Raw genomic sequence first — 20543 nt, forward strand, 5'->3', positions numbered from 1 at the left:
ATTGCCTCCTATCGTACTATTTTTTCCAATCCGAACTGCGTAATTGTTTTAATTTTTCAGCCGCAGGTATGGAAACCAGCTCAACATTTGAATCTCGGGCAATCTGATAATAATAAATGGCTTTATCCAGATCTTTTTTTACTATTGTTCCCTGTTCATAAGCTAATGCCATATTCCAAGCTGCATCCGCTTGGTCTAAATTGGCGGCCATTTCAAATAATTCGTATGCCTTTTTCTGATCTTCCGCGACACCCCAGCCGTTTTGATAAAGCAAACCAAGATTATATAAAGCATAAGGCTCTTGCATATCTGCTGCTTTCTCCAGCCACATTTTCGCCATGCGATAATCTTGTTCAACACCGTTACCGTTCATATAAAGTACTGCGATATTATTCATTGCCAGAGAATCATTGAGTTCTGCACCTTTAAGATAATATTCCCGTGCTTTTGCATAATCCGGCATATCAAAATGATCTCCATCATAAAGCGTACCTAAATCATTAAACGCTTCTATTTTCCCGTCTTTGATGGCGATCTCATAGAATTTTATCGCCAAATTTGCATCTATCTGTACTCCTATACCATCAGCATAGTACCCGGCTAAACGATAAGCCGCTTCGGAATTCCCTTTTTCCGCCGCTTTATTATACCAAGCAGCGGAGTACCACCAATCTTCCGTTGTTCCCAAACCTTCTTTGTACATCTGTCCTAAAGTAAGCTGAGCTTCAATGTTTTGCTGTCTCGCAGCACTTGAAATCAAATGAAAGGCTCTTTTAAGCGAATCGTCATCTTCCGATTTACACTGTTCACTCATATATAAACTACCTAATTGGTACTGTGCTTGAGCAATTCCTTTTTCAGCCAAAGGAACTAAAGTGTAGCAGGCTTTATCATACTGATTTTGTTCAAGAAGTCCGTCTACCTTCAATAATTCCGCCTTGTCTTGTTCCGTAGCTTCGATAATTTTTACCGGGCGGTTAATATCGGAAATGCGCTTACGTAGTGCATCCAATCTGGCAAAGGCATCACTACTATCAAACATATTATCGGCTTGCTGATAAATTTCTCTATATAACGAATCAGCTTTTAAATAATCTTTGGGGACGATACCACCCTGCTCATAGAGATCTGCCAACATCAATTTATAGGTATAGTTACCCTTTTCCGCTTCGTCGATAAGGGTAGGTAAAAGTTGTGTAAGCCGATCTTTTGCTTTATCTTTGAATGGCTCGGAACTGAAATTGAAAACGTTAAAATAAGCCTCGAACGCTGCAATAAAATTCTTTTCTGTACCTCGCCCTTCTTCTAACATCTGCGCTTTTCGGTAATTCACCTCTCCGCTATCATGATATAATGTACTTGTATCAACGTTTTCATAATACTCAAACGCCTTTTTCTCATCTTTCGTTACCAAAATGCCATCTTCATATATTTTTCCAAGCAACGCAGAGGCTTCCGAATTGCCATTTTTTGCAGATTTTTCTAAATAAAAGACCGCTTGTTTAGGATCTTTTTCAACTACCACCCCGTCAAGATAAGCTTTACCGACAAATAACATCGCTTCTTGAGCGTAATCCGAGGCATCCGCTACTTTCTTACTCCATTCCAATGCCAAAACCGTATTCGCAGGTACAACCTCATTGCCGTAACGATACACATCGGCGAGCTTTTGCATTGCATCGGTATTATGTGGATCTTGAGCCGCGTTTTCCCACCAATCAAAGGCTTTTTTTGTATCTTGTTCTAATCCATAGGTACCTGCAAAATAAGAATCGCCTAAAAATTTTTGTGCCTCACTGTTACCTTTTTCTGCAAGCCGGATAAGTAATTCTCTACCTTTAACTTGATCGTTATCCATCACGTTAAGCACATCACTGAGTGTGAGTTTATCCTGCTCTACGGCTGTCAGTGAATTCGAAAACACCGGAGGCGCAGGAGGTTCCGCCCAAACTATTGCGGAAAAAGTGAAAACCAGTGCTATAACAAGTTTATTTAATTTCATCATATACCTATTTTTAGTGCTTAAAATTGACCACGTTCAACAATGACCCCAACACTTGAGGCTTGTGCAACCGCTTTAGGCTTGTGCAGTTCAATCCGTAGCCATTGGACTTTATATTCCCGCTGTAATAAATCGGCTACACGATATGCTACGGTTTCAACCAATTTAAAAGGTGTAGATTCGACAAACGTTAAAATTCTTTGTGATACATCGGCATAATTCAAGCAATATTGTACATCTTCCGTTTCTGCTGCCCGGCTAAAATCCCATGCCATTTCAATGTTAAACAACAAGCGTTGTTTGATGGTATGCTCCCAATCATAAGCACCGATAGAGGCAAAAACCGTAAGTTCACGAATAAAAACTTTATCAGTCATCGGATCTTTCCTTTATTATTCTTTCACAAAGTTACGCTAGAATATAACATAATCATAATAAAGATAAATAAGGAAAAAATATGAGTATGATCGCCTATTTACTGATTTTGGGCGCCTATCTACTTGGTTCGATTTCAAGTGCAGTCATTTTTTGTCGTTTAGCCGGCTTGCCGGATCCGCGGGAACACGGTTCACATAATCCCGGGGCGACAAATGTGTTACGCCTCGGTGGAAAATCAGCGGCTCTCGGTGTATTGATGGCGGATGTATTAAAAGGATTACTTCCCGTTTCGATTGGTTTTTATTTAGAGCTGACCCCATCTGAGATTGGATTTATTGCCTTGGCTGCTTGCTTAGGTCATATTTTCCCTATTTTCTTCCAATTTAAAGGCGGGAAAGGTGTGGCTACAGCGTTCGGAGCAATTGCGCCAATTGGTTATGCCGTGTCAGGATTAGCCGTTGGAACTTGGGTGCTCGTTTTTTTAATTTCCGGTTACTCGTCTTTAAGTGCGGTAATCACCGCATTAACCGTGCCGTTGTATGTGTGGTGGTTTAAACCGGAATTTACCTTTCCGGTAGCCTTGGTCTGCTGCTTATTGATTTATCGTCATCACGATAATATTCAACGTTTGTGGCGTGGGCAAGAAGATAAAATATGGGATAAATTGAAGAAGAATCGTAAGAATACGAACTATTGAGAACATTGATGAATATAAGGCGAGAGTTTTCCCGCCTTATAATTTCCGTCACTTTATTTAATTTATTCCAGCGTCTTTTTTAGCTCATCCGCTCTCGCCTTATCCAGTTTTTCAAGCTGTTTCAATGCCTCTTTCTGTTTCACGGCGTTTTTTGCCAAATTGGCACATAGCACAATGTTTTCCAAGGTATCGGCTTGATTATAATAAGGCTGCTTACTCGTCAGCGCTTGTTCAAATTGGTTGTAAGCATTATCAAATTCATGTTGTTTACACAAAAAAGTACCGTAATTATTCAGGACATCCGGCCGAGCCTGCCCGTCCTTTTCACTGAATTTCAGCGCTTTTTGGTAGACGGCTTCCGCCTGTTTCGTTTCACCGACCAGCTGATAGTAGTAAGCCAATACCGAATGAGGTAAATAGTGGTTAGGATCGTGTTGAAGTGCTTTATCAATATTCTCCTTCGCTTTTGCATAATCGTTATAATCAAGATAAGCAAATGCCAATTTAATACGTGCCGTTACGGCTTCTGCTTTTTCACTATCACTTTGTTTAGTTTGAGCACAACCGACAAGCCATAACATTAACAAACAAGCGGTCAGATTTCGGAAAAATTTTGCAAAATTCATTGTTTTCTTCCTTCATACAAAGGCAGGGGTTTTGCCCTGCCTATCAACACTTACAAATTAGTGACGATTAATCGCAATTCCTTCCCCAAACTTACGTTTTTCCAGCGTTCGTTTAGTGCGGTCAATCACATCGCCCGCCAACTGTCCGCAGGCGGCATCAATATCATCACCGCGGGTTTTACGCACTGTCACGGTAAAGCCGTATTCCATCAAGGTTTTTTGGAAGCGATCGATTCGAGTATTCGAGCTTTTTGCATAAGGCGCTTCCGGAAACGGATTCCATGGGATTAAATTGATCTTACTTGGTGTATTTTTTAATACTTCAGCAAGTTGATGAGCGTGTTCGACGCCATCATTGACTTGATTAAGCATGACATATTCAATCGTCACTTTACCGTGATTTGCATTTGAAACTTCTAAATACTTATTCACCGAATCGATTAACATTTTGATGTTATATTTTTTATTAATCGGCACTAATTCATTACGTAAATCATCATTCGGCGCATGTAAGGAAATCGCCAATGCCACGTCGATCTGTTCACGCATTTTGTCTAATGCAGGCACAACACCAGAAGTAGAAAGCGTTACGCGACGTTTAGATAAACCGTAGGCGAAGTCGTCCAACATAATTTCCATCGAAGGAATCACATTGTTCATATTCAGTAACGGCTCTCCCATTCCCATCATAACTACGTTAGTGATCGGACGCACACCGGTTACACCGAAGTTACCGATAATTTTGGACGCTCTCCATACCTGTCCGATAATTTCCGAAACACTTAAATTACGGTTAAAGCCTTGCTGTGCGGTTGAACAAAAAGTACAGGCTAACGCACAGCCGACTTGTGAGGAGACACATAAAGTTGCGCGATCATCTTCCGGAATATAGACCGTTTCGATTTGTTGATCACCCACCCACATCGCCCATTTAATTGTACCGTCGGAGGAACGTTGCTCCACCGCCACTTCCGGTGCTTTAATTTCAGCAATACGTTTTAATTTTTCACGTAATACCTTGTTAATATTGGTCATATTATCGAAATTATCTTCACCGAAGTGATAGATCCATTTCATTAGTTGATCCGCACGAAACGGTTTTTCCCCCATTTCAGCGAACAATTCGCGCATTTGCTGACGGTTTAAATTTAATAAATTGATTTTCTCTTGTTTTGCAGAGTCACAGCCCGCCTGCGTTGCAGGAGCCGTTTGAACAGATTCAGACATAATTGAAAGCCTCGTTGTTACACGTTTTACGGCAAAAGATTAATTTTGCGGATTTTATAAAAGCGCGAATTGTACTGTTCTATACGGATTTAGGCTAGCGTTTTTTTGGAAGGTGTAAAAGTTTGGAGATTAAGTTTGTCGACGCAGATCACAAAAATAGTCTAACAAGCGGTCAGAAATGAGCAAAAATTTGCAAATCGAATCATTGAACTCAAGAGAAATATTAAGATGGTGGGCGATACCGGTCTCGAACCAGTGACCCCCTCCTTGTAAGGGAGGTGCTCTCCCAACTGAGCTAATCGCCCTTCATAATATGAAGTTTATGATTTCAGTCTTAAGTGGTGGGCGATACCGGTCTCGAACCAGTGACCCCCTCCTTGTAAGGGAGGTGCTCTCCCAACTGAGCTAATCGCCCACTTGAGACTTAAAATCAAAGGGAAACTTAAACTATAGAGTGGTGGGCGATACCGGTCTCGAACCAGTGACCCCCTCCTTGTAAGGGAGGTGCTCTCCCAACTGAGCTAATCGCCCTCATGAGTTTAAGCATACAACAACAGGACTTCGAAAATTGAAGTGGTGGGCGATACCGGTCTCGAACCAGTGACCCCCTCCTTGTAAGGGAGGTGCTCTCCCAACTGAGCTAATCGCCCGTTGTCGTGGGGAGGCATTATAGGGAACTGAGAAAATCAGTCAACGCCTTTTTTCTATTTTTGGACCTTTCGTTGAAATTTTCGCCCGAACTCCTGATTTTTTACTATTATTCCATTTTAAGCGTAGTAGAATAACGAAATCTTTTTGTCCAATATTTTAAACAGGTATACCAATAGTATGAAAATTGAAAACCTTTTCCCTTTAGATCCGAATGTAAAAGTGCGCACACGCTTTGCGCCAAGCCCAACCGGCTATTTACACGTTGGCGGTGCCAGAACCGCTCTCTATTCATGGTTATATGCAAAACACAACCAAGGTGAATTTGTTTTACGTATAGAAGACACTGATTTAGAGCGTTCGACTCCTGAAGCAACCGCGGCAATCATCGAAGGAATGGAATGGTTGAATTTAGCGTGGGAACACGGACCGTATTTCCAAACTAAACGTTTTGATCGTTACAATCAAGTCATCGACCAAATGATCGAACAAGGTTTAGCCTATCGCTGCTACTGTAGTAAAGAACGTCTGGATGCATTACGTGCGCAACAAGAAGCAAATAAAGAAAAACCGCGTTACGACCGCCATTGCTTAGGTGACCATTCTCACTCTCCAAACGAACCGCATGTTGTGCGTTTCAAAAATCCACAGGAAGGTTCGGTGATTTTTGATGATGCTGTACGCGGACGCATTGAAATCAGTAATAGTGAATTAGATGATTTGATTATCCGTCGTACCGACGGCTCACCGACTTATAATTTCTGTGTTGTGGTGGATGACTGGGATATGGGAATCACCCACGTGGTACGCGGAGAAGACCACATTAACAATACACCTCGCCAAATCAATATTTTAAAAGCGTTAGGCGCTCCGATTCCGGTTTATGCCCACGTTTCGATGATTAACGGTGACGATGGTCAAAAACTCTCAAAACGCCACGGTGCGGTTAGTGTGATGCAATATAGAGATGACGGTTATTTGCCGGAAGCATTGATCAACTATCTTGTACGTTTAGGTTGGGGACACGGCGACCAAGAGATCTTTACTCGTGAAGAGATGATCGAATTATTCGATATTCATTCGGTAAGCAAATCGGCAAGTGCCTTTAACACTGAAAAATTACAGTGGCTAAACCAACACTATATGCGTAGTTTGCCTGCGGACTATGTCGCAAAATACCTTGAATGGCATATGAATGATCAAGAAATTGATTTCTCTCAAGGACCTGCATTAGCAGAGATCATTCCAGTCTTAAGTGAACGTGCAAAAACCTTAAAAGAGTTAGCGAGCCAAAGCCGTTATTTCTATCAAGAATTTGATAGCTACGAAGAAAAAGCGGTCGCAAAAAACTTCAAAGCGGAAGCGATTGCACCACTTGCAAAATTATCGGAAAAACTGACCGCTTGTGATGATTGGACGGTTGAAAATATCCACGATGCGATGAACCAAACAGCGGCAGAACTTGAAATCGGTATGGGAAAAGTCGGTATGCCGTTCCGTTTAGCGGTCACCGGTTCTGGACAATCACCGTCTATGGATATTACCGCTAAATTAGTCGGTAAAAATCGAACGCTTGTACGTATTCAAAAAGCAATTGAATTTATTCAAGCGCAAGCCTAGTCAGTTTTTGAGCAATTGACGGCAGATTGCTTTTTTAAGATTGACAGAAAAAAAGCGAGATCATATTATTTCTCGCGTTTTGGGGATATAGCTCAGTTGGGAGAGCGCTTGAATGGCATTCAAGAGGTCGTCGGTTCGATCCCGATTATCTCCACCAAATTAACCTAAACAGACTTAAACGAACATAACACGAAGCCTTGAAGCACAACGTTTCAAGGCTTTTTTGTTTCTCCCAGTGTAACTCAACGTAAACGGAAATAATAGACTTTTAGTTATACGTTTAGTTATACTGCTCTCCCCTAAACAAAACCCGTATAACTAAAAATTTCAAAATCCTTGCTATTTAAGGCTTTATTGCCCATTTAATTTTCTTTTAGTTATGCGCAATAAAAGGCGGTTATTATGGCTCGTATAACTAAACCACTTACAAACACAGAAATAGATAAATCTAAGCCTAAAGATAAAGATTACACGCTTACTGATGGGCAAGGGCTTTATTTGTTGATTAAGGCTAATGGGGCTAAATTGTGGCGGTTTAATTATTACAAGCCTACTACTAATAAAAAACGTGCTTTAATTGGCTTAGGCGCTTACCCGGAAATATCTTTAGCTAAAGCAAGAGAAATTAGAGAAACATATAGAACACTTCTAGCACAAGGAATAGATCCGCAAACGCATAGATTACAACAAGAACACCAAAAGACGTTAGCTCAAGTAAATACTTTTGGGAAAGTGGCGGAGCAATGGAAAGAGAAGAAAGAGGGGGAAATAGAGCCAAAAACCTTGAAAAAATATTGGGCCAGTCTTTCTCTTCACGTTTTACCCTATATAGAAAACTACCCTATCACAGATATTTTGCCGACATTGATTATCCCTGTTTTGCGTAAAGTAGAAGAACGAGGGGCTTTAGATATGGTTCACCGCTTGAGCCAATATATCAACGACATTCTAAAATTTGCAGTAAACAATGGATTCATTCCATTTAATCCTTGTTCAAATATCGCTAGCACATTCAAGAAGCACCGGAAAAGCAACAATCCAAGAATATCAAGTGAAGAGTTACCAGAATTAATGCGTAAGCTATCTACTGCTCAAATAGAGTTACAAACGCAGTTACTAATACAATTCCAACTATTAACGATGGTAAGAGGAGTGGAAGCTCGCGAAGCAAAATGGGAAGAAATTGATTTTACCGATAAACTATGGATAATTCCCGCAGAAAGAATGAAATCAAGAGAAGTCCACAAAGTGCCACTTTCAACACAGGCGATCAAAGTATTAGAGAGATTAAAACAATTTACCGGGCATTATGTTTACTTATTCCCTAAACGCACCAACCCTAGAGAACCTATGAGCAATGCTACCGCCAACACCGCTTTAAAACGTATGGGGTATGACGGAAAACAGACCGCACATGGCTTGCGAGGTTTAGCAAGAACTTACCTAGCAGAGCAAGGCATAACACACGAACACGCAGAAGCCTGTTTAGCGCATAAAACAGGGGGCAATGTAAGTTTAGCCTATAATCACTCCACCTATTTAGAACAGCGTAAGTCTATAATGCAATTATGGGGGGATTATGTAGAACGATGTTCAACTGTTAGCACCTTGTAATAAATATAGCCTAGTTTTACAGCTAGACTTTTTTATTACTTTTTTCTGCAAAAAAATCTTATTGCTTAGTCTAATAAACAGCCTTGAAACTGTTTTAAAAATCAGTAGAATTATTCTCAACGTAAACAGGCGTAAATGCTTGTAACTCGAATTGAAGTGGATAGGTACGGAGTAGCTACCAAACCGAAAGAGAGTAACCCTATTTGCTCTTTTCCACTTCCTCACCAAATAGGGCTACGCATAGGGGCGTTTTATGGCAGTTAATCTATTTATGACGGCTAGAGATACAGCCGAATATATAAATAATAAAGCTAATATTAGTCATGTTGATGAAATGGATGTAATCTTGCTGGCAATAAAAGGCTGTTTTCCTGCTTTTAATTATCTTAGATATGTAGGTTCCACAAGTGATAAATGGGGGCGTAATTTATATAAAATCAATGGGATAAAAGGATTGTATGAAGATATAGGAATATTAGATGTTCAAAAACTTGCTAACCATTTAATAAATGATAGATCTGTTTTTAGCCAAGAACATTGTGAAAAAAGTAGCTTTTCTATTGTTAAGCATTTTAAAACTAAAGAACTTAACGATCCAAGATATGAGCTAATTTTTGATACAAGGATCATTCTAGGAGATATAGAAAATAATGCAAACAACCATTACGCAGCAAATTTTTATTCAATAAACACCCCATATTCAGAATTAAACGCTGAAGGTATTTTTAATGGTATTATTAAAAGTCCTTTTATCAAACCATTAAAAGAATTACATACCCCCACCCCTTATTTGTTAGAAAAAGAGTTAAATAGATTTTTCTTATTTAAAGGTGAGGAATATCCTTATTTTTTAGAGACTTTCACTGTAAATTTATTTGATAGTGCTTTTTTTACAGTGGATATGCCAGTACAAATTTGTTATCAGATTTATCAAGAACAAAGTGATATTTTTGACGAGGAAAATATTGGTGATATATTTTTCTTTTATCGTGAGCATATAGATGAACTTATTGAGAAAACATACCTAAACAACCAAACTGCTGACTCACAATCTGAAGAAAAAGATAAACGCATAGCCGAACTAGAGCAACAACTTGAAGAACTGAAACAGAAGCTGGCTCAAGCAACACAATCGCCAACGGTGGGAAATAGCCAAAACTACAACCCAACGGAACGTAATACGCACTTACAAATGATTGCAATACTTGCGGAGGAATTAGCTAAATCAAAAAATGGGAAATACCTAAAAAAATCTACTGGTTTACCTAATCATTTAAATTTGTCTGAACTGTTAGAAAGGCTTGCGAAAGAAATCGAAATAGAGGCAGTAACGGCAAAAAGTGTTGATACTTATCGCAAGAGATTAGGCGAAGCTAGTCAATATTATAAGGGCGATTAAAGCCCTTTTTTATTTATATCCTAACTATCAAACCATATCACTTGTTTAATCTTTTTAATAAACACATTAAGTCCCATAAATGCTTAAAAGATACTAATCTAATAAAAAACATGATGTTTTAGGAACAAATCCGACTGTATGCTATTAAATTTGCTGAATTCCACCTGTTTAAAACATCTTCCCAAATTTACTTCCCAAAAACTTTCGGGAACTTCCCACTATTCTAGCTCTGAAAGAGATTTAATACCTCTACATAACTAGCCATAAACGGTTAGTAATTTCTTTATTTTAACAAGAGGATTAATTCTATGACTTTAAAAACCAAAACAATCACCATTGAAAAAGGTAGAGATGCGGGAACGACATTCAAAATTACCGAAATGCCTATAGCCAAGGCGGACAGTTGGGCTACGCGAGCATTATTAGCTTTTACCGGCGGCGGAATTGATGTTCCTGAAGCACACGAGGGAATATTAGGAATTGCCCGCGCCGCATTGGGAACGCTTAAACATATTTCTGAGGAGAAATTCCTAGAACTATCAAATGAATTATTAAGCAACTGCGTACAAATCATTACCGAAAGCGGACATGAACGCCCATTGGATTTAAACATTGGGGATGTGAGAGATTTAACGACGCTTTGGCTACTGAGAAAAGAGGCGTTGATGCTCCATGTAGATTTCCTTATTGGCGCACTGGTTGACGATAATAAGTAGATATTAAGTAAGGCAGTAATTAGCAACTGCCTTTTTTCATTTTAATAATATGTAATCAAGAGGTAAAAAAATGGCTGATGTAATTGACACACTAGCGATAGATATTGTTGCGAATGACAAATTTAGTTCGGCAGCACAACGTATTTTAAACGTGCTAGAAAACATGGAAAGACAGCTAGCACAAACGACAAAGCAAGCGTCTGAAAATGAAGCTGAATTGCAAAGTTTAAAGGAACAGCAAGAAGAATTAGCAGAATCTCTCGAGGAAACCATAGAATCCCAAGAGAAAGCGAATAAATCAACAAAAGAATTATCGGACTCTCACAAAGAATCCGCCAAAGCTAAAAAGGAATCAGCGAAAGAAACCAAAGAATCAACCAAAGCCAATAAAAAAGCGGAAAAACAAGCTCAAAGCACTGCAAAATCAATGCAAGGGCTTGTAGAAAGTGTTGTCGGTTTTACGAAAGCGTTCGGAGCTATTACTACGCTGATTATGGCAAGCACAGGTTTTGATCGCCTTGCGACAAACGCATCAAAGACAAATCATGAATTAGACAATTTATCCAAAAATATCAGAATGAGCAGAAACTCTCTTTCAATCTGGCAAGGGGCAAGCGAAGCAATGGGCGGAAGTGCTAGCGGTATGGCTAACACGTTAAGCGGTTTATCTAGTGCTCTAACACGCTTTCAAGTCATGGGCGATGCATCAATCATTCCTTTCTTCAATACTCTAGGGGTTGCCCCGTTAGATGCTATGGGCAACATCCGAAAACTTGAAGACATCATGTTAGATCTTGCGGACAAATTTAGCTCTATGGATCGTGGAACTGCCCTTGCGATTGCTCAAGGAATGGGGATTGATGATGAAACCTTTAACGTATTAGTCAAAGGGCGCAAAAGTTTACAGGATGAAATCAACAGACAAAATGCGATTTATCGTTCTAGTGAAAAGGATGTTGAGAACTCCAATAAACTAATCAAAGCGACCGCAATCTTAAATCAACAATTTAGCGCATTAAAGCTACGTATTGGAAATCTGCTTGCCCCCGTATTGATTAAGATAACGGATTTAATTTCAAAATTTGTTGATAAGATAGTAAACAACGAAGATTTATTGAAAAAAGTCATTACAGGCGTAAGCACAGTCTTTACTACTCTACTTGTTCCCGCAGTGTTAGCGAGCGTTGGCGCTGTTCTTTCTCTTACAGCCTCAATGTTGCCTAGCCTATTGCTTTTCGGCGGTTTAATTGGCGCGGTAGGGCTTCTCTATGATGACTATAGAAAATGGGCTAGCGGCGGAAAATCGCTTTTTGACTGGAAAGACTTTAATAAATGGCTTTCTGAATCTGATTTTTCTTTACGCAATATTGCAAGCTCACTTTTATTCTTACTGACCGGCTATAAAGATTGGGATAGTTTTGTCAAAGGTGGGCAGACTTGGCTAAGTCTAAAGGGCTTTTTAAAAGATGGGAAAGTATCTATTGATTCAATCCGAGAGGGCTTTAAAAACCTAGCGAATGATATTGTTAGTTTTGTAATGCCATTGTTCGATAGATTGTCGGAAATCTTCAAAGCAATAGGGGAAGGAAGATTTTTTGGAAAAAAAGGTGCATTTGCCTTAATGGGTGAAGGGCTTGGGGATTTAAAAACAAAATTATCCGAGTATTTATCAGATGTGACCGAAGGCATTACAAATCGTGTAATTGGTACGGTAGAGGTTGCTAGAGGGAAAGAACCGCCAAAATCAAAACAAAAATTCACGGGTTTTGGAAAAGAAATTGATGGCTATATCAAAGAGGCTTCAAAACGCTATTCTATCGATGAAAGCACATTAAGAGGGCTTGTAAAAATGGAAGACGGGTGGTATGGGAACATTTCCCCGACAGGAGCAACAGGCGTAGGGCAATTTACGGTAGGAACGTGGAACTGGCTTGCCAAAATGAAAGAGGGAAAAGAAATTGGCATGATACCTGTAACCAAAGCAAACAAAGGAACTGAACACGATCCAAGAAAAGACAATCGTATAAATACCCTAGCAACCGCACTACTTGCTAGAAAGAACGCAAGCACTCTCACAACAAACGGAATTGATGTATCCGGTGAAAATCTCTATATGGCTCACAATATGGGCGCCGGCTTTGTGCTTGCAATTCACGGAAAACAGGCATTTTCGGAAGATACTAGAAAAAATATGGATGCAAATGGCGGTGAGGGGAAAGATGCTTATCAGTTTTGGGAGTATCAAAGAGATAGATTTAACCGGCATTATAGAGAAGCTAACTCTCTAGGCATTAAAGAAGCGAGAGAAGAGCGGGCTAAACAAGAGATTAGAAATGATGTGCCTTTATCCTCCGAGGAAGAACGGATATTGAAAGAAAATATGAAAAAACAACCCGCCAATCAGAAAATTATCGATCTGCTGAAATTCGCTTCAAATTCCATCTCAAAACCCTTGGTGGATACAAAATTTGCAAATGCGGCGTCCTTTGCTACAAAAAACATGGCAAATCTCGTATATGCTCAACCTATCCATAACAACAAGGTAGATATGGTATTTAATGGCGGAATCCATGTTAATTCATCATCCAATACGTTAAATGGTACAGCAAAAGATTTAACCGGAGGCATAGAAACCAGCATGAAAGCAATGCAATTCAATTACGGGTTATCTTAGTATCCATACGAATAAAAGCGCATTAAATTGCGCTTTTTTTTGCAAAATTCCAAGCAAATCAGACCGCTTGTAGCTCTTTATAAATTACTTCCCAATTATTTTATAACTTCTCAAAACATATAAAACCAAACAGCTACAAGGCTTGAGCGAACTTCCCAAATTCACTTCCCATTTTGTTTTGAGAACTTCCCATACATCCAAAGCCGATAGCGATTTAATACCCCTACATTTCCAACCGTAAACCAACATAACAGGGGTATTTATATGGAACAAATCCAAAACCAAACCACAACCGAAGCCGTAGAGAAACGCTACTCAATGGCGGAATTAAAAGCATTAAGCGGAGTATCACACGCTTTCATTTATCGCCATATTAAAAACGGCAAACTAGCACAGCCTGAGAAATGGGGGCGTTCTTCTCGTTGGAAAGAGAGCGATGTAAAAGCGTGGTTATCTTCATTCCAACAGTAAGGCAAGGAGCGTGCTTATGAAACAGCTTATCTACCCAACCCGAAAAGCGAAATCTATCACCGCCCTACTTGAACACCCTCACGGCATAAGCGGGCGAGAGATTGATTTTCAATACTTCATCAATAGCGGGCGTAATGAGGTGACGGAATTACCAAGGCTACACAATATCGCCATTCACAAAACCGAAAGACCAAACCAATACGGAACAGGTACTTACACGATTTACCGCTTACCCAATGCAAAAGAAGCTTTAAAAGCTATCACCTTGCTAAATGGTGAGCGTATCAAATGCGGTTTACCAATGCTGACCGAATACGAAACGCAACACTATCTATCACAGTTTAAGGCGGAAGCATGACCGCAGTAATTAAATGCGTAATCGCCAAAACGAACCCGCTTGTAATGGATATGGCAATCAAGCATTACATTGAAAACGGCTCTAAAACGCCTCTATTCACGTTTAAGAGCTTGTATTCAGATAATGAAGCCTATCCCTTAGATGAATTGCTAATCGTGTTATATGAGCGAATAGGAGCGTTAGAGAGAGAATTTGAAGCAATGCTAAGCGATAGCCTGGCAATTCAGTTATCACTACTACGGAAGAAGTTTAATACTTTGCACAAAATTTCAGTTAAGGAGCAACACCATGACAAATAACGCACACGAAAACAAACTTAAATATGACCTATCACCTGCTGGAATTGGCGAGCTAATGAAAGCACCGATCAAAGCAACCTTAAGCAGTTTAGATTTCCCCTATATCCGCATTGAGCAACAAGAGGACGACAACGGCAAGCTGTTTTATATCGGTATTTTGTGGTTAGAAATGGGCGATCAAATCATTATTGAAATGGCGGGAGCTACGGCATTTAAAGAAGCTCTAGCGATTATTGCTTATCAACAACAAACCACCAAAACCCCGTTATTGATTGATGATGAAGTGGCGGCCAGTATCAGATATTTCTACGAGTGTTCTCAATATGGTGACGGCGTCAATCCATTGATTGAACACTATACGGGTAATGAAATCACGTTGGAAATGATGGCTAAGGATAATCGAGAACAAGTAGATATGCTCTTTATGGAAAAACGCATCAAGGGGGAGCTATGCCGGCACTAGACAGACCCAAACAAGAAAACTTTGCTCAGTATTTTGTAGAAACGGGCAACGCAAGCGAAGCCTATCGCAAGGCTTATCAAGCGGACGGAATGAAACCCGAAACGATTCACCGCAAAGCAAAAGAGCTAATGGATAACGGCAAGATCACGGCAAGGATTGAGGAGCTACAAGCAGAACACATAGAGCGACACAAACTAACCGTAGATGATTTACTAGATGAGCTAGAGCTAGCAAGAGAAAAGGCTTTAGAGCGAGGGCAATTAAGCGTCGCAGTATCAGCCACAATGGGCAAAGCAAAGTTACTTGGGTTAGATAAACAAACCATAGATCATACAAGCTCTGACGGCTCACTTCGCCCTACTATTATTGAATTGGTCGCACCGAATGAAAGTACAGCTTAGTGGTTTTACTCAAAAATGAGAAAAACCCTAGAACCTTACAAAACCTGTCATTTAAGGAACAACACAATGACAACAGAACTATTAAACGCAGTATTCCCAAAGGTATTCCACAAAGAAACCGTATCTATGACGGATACGCTAAAAGTAGCGGAATACTTTGGTAAACAACATAAAAACCTACTACGAATTATTAAAGGATTGAATTGTTCAGATGAATTTAACCGGCTCAATTTTAAGCCCGTTAAATATATCGACGAAAAAGGCGAAAAGCGTCCAATGTACCTAATGACCCAAGACGGCTTCACGTTGTTAGTGATGGGTTTTACGGGCAGGAAAGCAATGCAATTCAAGGAAGCATACATCAAGCAATTTAATTCAATGAACAAATGGATTGAAGCCAAACGGAAAGCATCACACGACCAGCACCGAATGAATGAAGCAATTAAATTGCACCTTGAAAGCACAGGCAAAAAGGACGAACACATTTACAGCCGAGAAAATAATCTCGTGTATATCGTGGTTTTAGGTTCATCTCGTAAGAAATGGTTAGAGAATAACGGCTATTCACCGGATGACGAAATCCGCCAACATCTCACTGAAACACAGCTCACCCTACTAGATGATTTACTTTCAGAAAATGCGGTGATGATTAAGTTAGGAATGAGCTATCACGAACGAAAAGCCAAGTTAGAACAATCTGCCTTGTATTTCTTACGCAATCGCCATCTACCAATGGCGGCATAAAACAAAACCCCTTAGCAGAAACACTAAGGGGCAATGAGAACATACTTATGAAAAACAGTCTTATTAACGTCAATAGAGATATTACCCTATTTCATTCAAAAATCAATCTTAATGAAAATATTTCATTTTTCAAAATTCTAAGCGAGGTTTATTCTGCTCACGTTGTAGCAAAATCTACAACCGAGCGTGGAAACTCGAATGATTTATACACGGCGGACAATAGCACGCCTTTTAACCGTGCTTTTTTTGTTCGTAGCATACGCACACCTAAAGAAAATGCCTTGAGCATTATTTTCTCTATGGTAGAGCGTATCGGGCAACGTTTAATCGTTGGCTACTTTCCGTGTATGGTAGTTTTCCACCCCGATACGTTCTACCGCCAAGCGTGGAAACTTGCGGTAGTTCCTGAAATCATTTACACGGAGCTATTAGCTATGATCTACAAATTCCTATGCTTAAACCGCACTAAGCACACCTACAACCAAGAAACCTTATACGTTCAAGCCGACAGCGAAGAGCAGGCACGCTTACAGCTATCTGCGGATTATCGTTTGTTGCTTGATCGTCCTATCGCAAAATTCCGAGCAAATCAGACCGCTTGTAACCAAGTAAAAGGAGGTATTTATGCGTAATCAAAACGAAGTTCCAACCCACTACGCGTTAGAACAAGGCAAAGTAGGCAATATCCAACGTTATACAGACTATGCGCAGTCAATCCTAACGCTTATTTCAAATGATTATTTGGAAGGTTTTAGCGGAGAAAGTGACGATTTTCTCACTAATCATGAAACCATTAGAACAGCCTTAAGAGCGGCCAATCATTTCCTTAAAGAAATCGAGGAAAACAGTAAAGGCGGCGTATATGTGAGCTTTAAAAATGGGGGTGAAAATGAATAACCCATACCAACTTACAGGCTACACCGCCAACGGCAAAGGCGTACGATTAGGCACGTTTGACAAGCACGGACAAGCGGTGGCGGAAATGCAATCACGAAAAGCCGATCCGCAGAATGTTTATATTGATTTCCGCATTGCTAAGGTTTACCAGTATCAAATCAACTGCTTCAACGACAAAGGCGAGCTGGTTAAATGCGGCATATACCAAGCCAAAACACAGGCAGACCTAGCCTATCACGCTCTCAAGGCACAATACAAAACCGTTGAAATGGTTCACATAGGAGGGCTGGGCGATGAGTAGCATTCAGCATATCAAAATCCCATTGTCGCTATTAGACCGAATGAACGTCGATTGCGCACGCATAAACGCCCAAATTAACGCAATGGCGGAGAATCCGACTGCTTACACAGGTGAGCTATTAAAACACGCTCTAAGCGTTATTCAGTGGCATTTAGGCGAACAATCAGAGCAGTTAGAGGTATTGCAAAACCATGTTTATAGAATTAATCGCCTGATTGATAAAGCGGACGAGGTTTTGCAAAAACAGCAAGCTAAATACGCTTTTACAGCGCAATCCTATGAAACATTAAACCGGCAAGATGAGCAGTTGCTAAGGGGGAATGTATGAACGACAAATTAAACTGGGATAACTTCAGCGAAGCCGAAAAAGGCGCTATCGCAATTGCTTATCAGAATATGCTAGACGGCACAGAAGAGCCGATATTTCCGAGATGTGATGTTGCTTTTGATGCATTCGGAGAGCTATTAGCCGGTGTAGCAATGATAAAGCCTGAGCTATCACACCGTTTTTGCGGTGAACTACATTGCATTACAAAAGTGTTGCTAGAGCTTTCGCCAAGTATGGCAAATCAAGAAGATATGAGCGCTGAAGAAGTACAGAAAACGTTATTACAAAACATAGTGATTAATTTTGTTGTTAGTCAATTTCATCAAATCATTGCTCAATGTAACAGAGCTAGCCAAATGGCAGAAATGGGCTTAACAGGGGGTGAAAATGAAAACATTCACTAAGCTAACAAACGCCCCAAATATGAAACTGCAAAAACCTAATGCGGAGAATGCTTATATCATTATCGGCGCTCAAGCGTGGGATTTTGCCAAAGTCCGCCAAGCTGAACGCACACAGGACGAAATAACACTTGATGAAGTGTTACCACAGGGTGAGAAATCGCCCCCGATTGTGCTTACTGCGGATATATTGAAAAACGTTCATCAATACCGAATTGCACCTGAACCGGCTCAAACTATCACGCTACAGCGAGCTAATCACAGCGAAGATGTAAGCGGCGAGATTATGGCTAAACTTTGCTTAAACCTTGCTAACAATACACAGGCTAAAGCCATTCACTACATTGACGAAGCCGAGCAACACCTTGAAGATTTAAGCGGATATATTGAGCGCATCCGACAAGGTGAAGCAATGGCGGAAAACGTGGCGGAAATGACCGCTAGCGATGATGTTAATGCTGACATAGATAAACATAAACCCTATATCGAAAAACGCACAGAAAACGGCGTAGAAGGGCTTTATCGCATTACCCCGAAATACGACAAGGACACAGGCGAACTGCTCTCAGAACGCACAGAATGGCTTTCTGATGAAATCGCAGTAGTGGGCATAGGTCAGAGTGAGGCCGAGCATTACCTTGTGCTTGAATGGACACCTGAGGGCAAATCGCAACCAGTCAAAGAGGCGTTATCCTTGGGGGATTTAGGCGAGCGCGAAGGGTGGCGACAGCTCAAAGCCAAAGGGCTACGCTTAACTACTCGTACCTACCTACGCAATGAACTAGCGGACTATTTGCAAAGTAGCGGGAAACGTACCCTATGGCACATTACCAACGCTACAGGGTGGCATAACGGGGCGTATATTTTGCCAAATGGCGAAGTGTTGGGCGAACCTGAAACACCCGTACTATTTAACCGGCAATCCGCCACCGCGAGCGGATACGACACCAAAGGCACGTTAGAGAGCTGGAAGCAAGAAATCGCCGATAACGTGCTAGGCAATCCCTCTATGATGTTAGGCGTGGCTTGTGCTTTATCCGCCCCGATAATGAACATCATTGAGGCGGAGAGTTTTGGGGTTCATCTATTCGGTGGCTCAACCGCCGGCAAAACCACCACCGCTAACATTGCCAGCAGTCTATACGGACACCCCGACAAAATCCGCTTATCATGGAATGCGACGGGGTTAGGTTTAATCAATGAGGCTTCCGCAAGAAATGATAACTTTATGCCCCTTGATGAAATCGGACAAGGCTCAAACCGCAAGCATATCGAGCAAACCGCCTACGCTTTATTTAATGGCGTGGGCAAAATACAGGGAGCGAAAGACGGTGGTAATAGAGAGCTTCAGCGGTGGCGGATTATGGCGTTTTCTACCGGTGAAATTGACCTCGAGGGCTATTTGTCTACGGGTGGCATTAAGACAAATGCGGGGCAATTAGTCCGTTTGCTGAATGTGCCGATTACTAGGGCTAAAGTCTATCATTCATTCCCTGACGGTAAGGCACACGCTGACCATTTGAACTATGCGAGCAAACAACATTACGGAGCGGTTGGAAGGGCGTGGATTAAATGGCTGACGGTGGCGGACAATCAGAAAACGCTAATCAATGTTCACAGCCAAATGAAAACCAAGTGGATTAATCGCTTACCAAGTGACGCAAGTCCACAGGTTCAACGAGTGGCGAGCCGTTTTGCTATTCTCGAAACCGCCTTACAGTTGGCGAGTTTTCTTACAGGTTGGAATGAATCCGCCAATAGTGAAGCCTTGCTACACTGCTTTAATGAATGGGTGAATATCTTCGGACTACATAGCCAAGAAGAAAAGCAAATCATTGAGCAGGTGAACGGGTGGCTATTAGCGAATGCTGAGGGGCGGTTTATTCGTTATCCCTTTGACGAAAGACAAAGGCAGACGATAAGTAATATTGCAGGTTATCGAATGCCTATTACTGACAGTAACCCTAAAGAATGCTTTTATGTTTACCCATTAGCTTTTGAGGAAGCGATAAAAGGACACCCAAAGGAACAGGCTTGTAAAATCCTTTCAGACAAAGGAATGCTATCTAAAGGCGAAAATGGCTATAGATACTTAGTAAGAATACCGCACAGAATAGACCTTAAACGCAATAGATGTTATCTAGCTTTCCCACTTGTTGAAAGTGATGAAGCATAAAAACCATAACAAACCATAACATTAGAAAACAAATGTAAATTGTATGCTACATTGATAATTTGAGAGCTTTCCAGAAATGGTTAGCTCTTTTTTTATCTTTGCA

Annotated in this window: 22 protein-coding genes and 5 tRNA genes; 19 read left to right on the plus strand and 8 right to left on the minus strand. The window is 40.7% G+C overall.

Annotation, left to right across the window (positions count from 1 at the left end; genetic code table 11):
- Positions 1-16 precede the first annotated feature (16 nt).
- The gene (locus tag ACEYJ7_RS04235) at positions 17-2005 is read right to left on the minus strand and encodes an SEL1-like repeat protein (RefSeq protein WP_373777814.1); all 1989 of its coding nucleotides are present in this window, start codon (positions 2003-2005) and stop codon (positions 17-19) included.
- A gap of 17 nt (positions 2006-2022) precedes the next feature.
- The gene (gene folB, locus ACEYJ7_RS04240; protein WP_373777815.1) at positions 2023-2379 is read right to left on the minus strand and encodes a dihydroneopterin aldolase; all 357 of its coding nucleotides are present in this window, start codon (positions 2377-2379) and stop codon (positions 2023-2025) included.
- A gap of 80 nt (positions 2380-2459) precedes the next feature.
- Here folB and plsY point away from each other — a divergent pair, with 80 nt between their 5' ends.
- Positions 2460-3077, plus strand: a complete 618-nt coding sequence (plsY, locus tag ACEYJ7_RS04245; RefSeq protein WP_373777816.1) for a glycerol-3-phosphate 1-O-acyltransferase PlsY — start codon at positions 2460-2462, stop codon at positions 3075-3077.
- Positions 3078-3139: 62 nt separating this feature from the next.
- On the opposite strand, the gene pilW is transcribed toward plsY, so the two are convergent.
- From pilW to ACEYJ7_RS04275, 6 genes are all read right to left on the minus strand, one after another.
- Positions 3140-3703: a type IV pilus biogenesis/stability protein PilW gene (gene pilW / locus ACEYJ7_RS04250; protein WP_373777818.1), complete on the minus strand. Its 564-nt coding sequence runs from the start codon at positions 3701-3703 to the stop codon at positions 3140-3142.
- A 57-nt stretch (positions 3704-3760) separates the two neighbouring features.
- The gene (locus ACEYJ7_RS04255) at positions 3761-4930 is read right to left on the minus strand and encodes a bifunctional tRNA (adenosine(37)-C2)-methyltransferase TrmG/ribosomal RNA large subunit methyltransferase RlmN (protein WP_373777819.1); all 1170 of its coding nucleotides are present in this window, start codon (positions 4928-4930) and stop codon (positions 3761-3763) included.
- Positions 4931-5159: 229 nt separating this feature from the next.
- Positions 5160-5235 (minus strand) — tRNA-Val (locus tag ACEYJ7_RS04260).
- A 34-nt stretch (positions 5236-5269) separates the two neighbouring features.
- Positions 5270-5345 (minus strand) — tRNA-Val (locus ACEYJ7_RS04265).
- 40 nt (positions 5346-5385) lie between these two features.
- Positions 5386-5461 (minus strand) — tRNA-Val (locus tag ACEYJ7_RS04270).
- 43 nt (positions 5462-5504) lie between these two features.
- Positions 5505-5580: transfer RNA gene (locus ACEYJ7_RS04275), tRNA-Val, on the minus strand.
- Positions 5581-5758: 178 nt separating this feature from the next.
- Here ACEYJ7_RS04275 and gltX point away from each other — a divergent pair.
- The 18 genes from gltX (at position 5759) to ACEYJ7_RS04365 (ending at position 20440) form a co-directional block, all read left to right on the plus strand.
- The gene (gltX, locus tag ACEYJ7_RS04280) at positions 5759-7198 is read left to right on the plus strand and encodes a glutamate--tRNA ligase (protein WP_373777820.1); all 1440 of its coding nucleotides are present in this window, start codon (positions 5759-5761) and stop codon (positions 7196-7198) included.
- 81 nt (positions 7199-7279) lie between these two features.
- Positions 7280-7355 (plus strand) — tRNA-Ala (locus tag ACEYJ7_RS04285).
- Between the two features lie 245 nt (positions 7356-7600).
- Positions 7601-8812, plus strand: coding sequence for a tyrosine-type recombinase/integrase (locus tag ACEYJ7_RS04290; protein ID WP_373777821.1), 1212 nt, complete (start codon positions 7601-7603; stop codon positions 8810-8812).
- Positions 8813-9065: 253 nt separating this feature from the next.
- Entirely contained in the window at positions 9066-10211 is a 1146-nt protein-coding gene (locus tag ACEYJ7_RS04295) for a hypothetical protein (RefSeq protein ID WP_373777823.1), read from the plus strand.
- 308 nt (positions 10212-10519) lie between these two features.
- A complete protein-coding gene (locus ACEYJ7_RS04300; protein WP_373777824.1) occupies positions 10520-10927 on the plus strand; it encodes a hypothetical protein in 408 nt (135 codons plus the stop codon).
- 70 nt (positions 10928-10997) lie between these two features.
- Positions 10998-13601: a hypothetical protein gene (locus ACEYJ7_RS04305; protein ID WP_373777826.1), complete on the plus strand. Its 2604-nt coding sequence runs from the start codon at positions 10998-11000 to the stop codon at positions 13599-13601.
- A gap of 264 nt (positions 13602-13865) precedes the next feature.
- Positions 13866-14072, plus strand: coding sequence for a helix-turn-helix transcriptional regulator (locus ACEYJ7_RS04310; RefSeq protein WP_373777827.1), 207 nt, complete (start codon positions 13866-13868; stop codon positions 14070-14072).
- 16 nt (positions 14073-14088) lie between these two features.
- Positions 14089-14430, plus strand: a complete 342-nt coding sequence (locus ACEYJ7_RS04315; RefSeq protein ID WP_373777828.1) for a hypothetical protein — start codon at positions 14089-14091, stop codon at positions 14428-14430.
- Positions 14427-14729 (plus strand): hypothetical protein, encoded by a 303-nt coding sequence (locus ACEYJ7_RS04320; protein ID WP_373777829.1) that lies wholly within the window; start codon positions 14427-14429, stop codon positions 14727-14729. The genes ACEYJ7_RS04315 and ACEYJ7_RS04320 overlap by 4 nt, the downstream gene beginning before the upstream one ends.
- Positions 14719-15192 carry a hypothetical protein gene (locus tag ACEYJ7_RS04325; protein WP_373777831.1) on the plus strand — a complete coding sequence of 158 codons (474 nt, stop codon included), beginning with the start codon at positions 14719-14721 and terminating at the stop codon, positions 15190-15192. The genes ACEYJ7_RS04320 and ACEYJ7_RS04325 overlap by 11 nt, the downstream gene beginning before the upstream one ends.
- Positions 15180-15593: a terminase small subunit gene (locus ACEYJ7_RS04330; protein WP_373777832.1), complete on the plus strand. Its 414-nt coding sequence runs from the start codon at positions 15180-15182 to the stop codon at positions 15591-15593. Before ACEYJ7_RS04325 ends, ACEYJ7_RS04330 begins: the two co-directional genes overlap by 13 nt.
- Before the next feature lie 66 nt (positions 15594-15659).
- Complete coding sequence (locus tag ACEYJ7_RS04335; protein ID WP_373777833.1) at positions 15660-16337, plus strand: Rha family transcriptional regulator; 678 nt, start codon at positions 15660-15662, stop codon at positions 16335-16337.
- Between the two features lie 47 nt (positions 16338-16384).
- Complete coding sequence (locus ACEYJ7_RS04340) at positions 16385-16969, plus strand: host cell division inhibitor Icd-like protein (RefSeq protein ID WP_373777835.1); 585 nt, start codon at positions 16385-16387, stop codon at positions 16967-16969.
- Entirely contained in the window at positions 16962-17234 is a 273-nt protein-coding gene (locus ACEYJ7_RS04345) for a hypothetical protein (protein ID WP_373777837.1), read from the plus strand. Before ACEYJ7_RS04340 ends, ACEYJ7_RS04345 begins: the two co-directional genes overlap by 8 nt.
- Positions 17227-17535: a hypothetical protein gene (locus ACEYJ7_RS04350; RefSeq protein ID WP_373777838.1), complete on the plus strand. Its 309-nt coding sequence runs from the start codon at positions 17227-17229 to the stop codon at positions 17533-17535. Before ACEYJ7_RS04345 ends, ACEYJ7_RS04350 begins: the two co-directional genes overlap by 8 nt.
- The gene (locus ACEYJ7_RS04355; RefSeq protein ID WP_373777839.1) at positions 17528-17863 is read left to right on the plus strand and encodes a hypothetical protein; all 336 of its coding nucleotides are present in this window, start codon (positions 17528-17530) and stop codon (positions 17861-17863) included. Before ACEYJ7_RS04350 ends, ACEYJ7_RS04355 begins: the two co-directional genes overlap by 8 nt.
- Complete coding sequence (locus ACEYJ7_RS04360; protein WP_373777840.1) at positions 17860-18267, plus strand: hypothetical protein; 408 nt, start codon at positions 17860-17862, stop codon at positions 18265-18267. Before ACEYJ7_RS04355 ends, ACEYJ7_RS04360 begins: the two co-directional genes overlap by 4 nt.
- Entirely contained in the window at positions 18251-20440 is a 2190-nt protein-coding gene (locus ACEYJ7_RS04365) for a DUF927 domain-containing protein (RefSeq protein ID WP_373777841.1), read from the plus strand. The genes ACEYJ7_RS04360 and ACEYJ7_RS04365 overlap by 17 nt, the downstream gene beginning before the upstream one ends.
- Positions 20441-20543: the final 103 nt, after the last annotated feature.

This window comes from Glaesserella sp., from assembly GCF_041814905.1.
Classification (GTDB): Bacteria; Pseudomonadota; Gammaproteobacteria; order Enterobacterales; family Pasteurellaceae; genus Glaesserella.

What these genes read in the sequence shown, in the direction of transcription:
- ACEYJ7_RS04335 (WP_373777833.1), top strand. Translation starts at nt 15,660, where the DNA reads ATGACAACAGAACTATTAAACGCAGTATTCCCAAAGGTATTCCACAAA.
- ACEYJ7_RS04315 (WP_373777828.1), top strand. Translation starts at nt 14,089, where the DNA reads ATGAAACAGCTTATCTACCCAACCCGAAAAGCGAAATCTATCACCGCC.
- ACEYJ7_RS04310 (WP_373777827.1), top strand. Translation starts at nt 13,866, where the DNA reads ATGGAACAAATCCAAAACCAAACCACAACCGAAGCCGTAGAGAAACGC.
- ACEYJ7_RS04365 (WP_373777841.1), top strand. Translation starts at nt 18,251, where the DNA reads ATGAAAACATTCACTAAGCTAACAAACGCCCCAAATATGAAACTGCAA.
- ACEYJ7_RS04325 (WP_373777831.1), top strand. Translation starts at nt 14,719, where the DNA reads ATGACAAATAACGCACACGAAAACAAACTTAAATATGACCTATCACCT.
- plsY (WP_373777816.1), top strand. Translation starts at nt 2,460, where the DNA reads ATGAGTATGATCGCCTATTTACTGATTTTGGGCGCCTATCTACTTGGT.
- pilW (WP_373777818.1), bottom strand. Translation starts at nt 3,703, where the DNA reads ATGAATTTTGCAAAATTTTTCCGAAATCTGACCGCTTGTTTGTTAATG.
- ACEYJ7_RS04305 (WP_373777826.1), top strand. Translation starts at nt 10,998, where the DNA reads ATGGCTGATGTAATTGACACACTAGCGATAGATATTGTTGCGAATGAC.
- ACEYJ7_RS04235 (WP_373777814.1), bottom strand. Translation starts at nt 2,005, where the DNA reads ATGATGAAATTAAATAAACTTGTTATAGCACTGGTTTTCACTTTTTCC.
- ACEYJ7_RS04340 (WP_373777835.1), top strand. Translation starts at nt 16,385, where the DNA reads ATGAAAAACAGTCTTATTAACGTCAATAGAGATATTACCCTATTTCAT.
- ACEYJ7_RS04360 (WP_373777840.1), top strand. Translation starts at nt 17,860, where the DNA reads ATGAACGACAAATTAAACTGGGATAACTTCAGCGAAGCCGAAAAAGGC.
- ACEYJ7_RS04295 (WP_373777823.1), top strand. Translation starts at nt 9,066, where the DNA reads ATGGCAGTTAATCTATTTATGACGGCTAGAGATACAGCCGAATATATA.
- folB (WP_373777815.1), bottom strand. Translation starts at nt 2,379, where the DNA reads ATGACTGATAAAGTTTTTATTCGTGAACTTACGGTTTTTGCCTCTATC.
- ACEYJ7_RS04330 (WP_373777832.1), top strand. Translation starts at nt 15,180, where the DNA reads ATGCCGGCACTAGACAGACCCAAACAAGAAAACTTTGCTCAGTATTTT.
- ACEYJ7_RS04350 (WP_373777838.1), top strand. Translation starts at nt 17,227, where the DNA reads ATGAATAACCCATACCAACTTACAGGCTACACCGCCAACGGCAAAGGC.
- ACEYJ7_RS04320 (WP_373777829.1), top strand. Translation starts at nt 14,427, where the DNA reads ATGACCGCAGTAATTAAATGCGTAATCGCCAAAACGAACCCGCTTGTA.
- ACEYJ7_RS04345 (WP_373777837.1), top strand. Translation starts at nt 16,962, where the DNA reads ATGCGTAATCAAAACGAAGTTCCAACCCACTACGCGTTAGAACAAGGC.
- ACEYJ7_RS04255 (WP_373777819.1), bottom strand. Translation starts at nt 4,930, where the DNA reads ATGTCTGAATCTGTTCAAACGGCTCCTGCAACGCAGGCGGGCTGTGAC.
- ACEYJ7_RS04290 (WP_373777821.1), top strand. Translation starts at nt 7,601, where the DNA reads ATGGCTCGTATAACTAAACCACTTACAAACACAGAAATAGATAAATCT.
- ACEYJ7_RS04355 (WP_373777839.1), top strand. Translation starts at nt 17,528, where the DNA reads ATGAGTAGCATTCAGCATATCAAAATCCCATTGTCGCTATTAGACCGA.
- ACEYJ7_RS04300 (WP_373777824.1), top strand. Translation starts at nt 10,520, where the DNA reads ATGACTTTAAAAACCAAAACAATCACCATTGAAAAAGGTAGAGATGCG.
- gltX (WP_373777820.1), top strand. Translation starts at nt 5,759, where the DNA reads ATGAAAATTGAAAACCTTTTCCCTTTAGATCCGAATGTAAAAGTGCGC.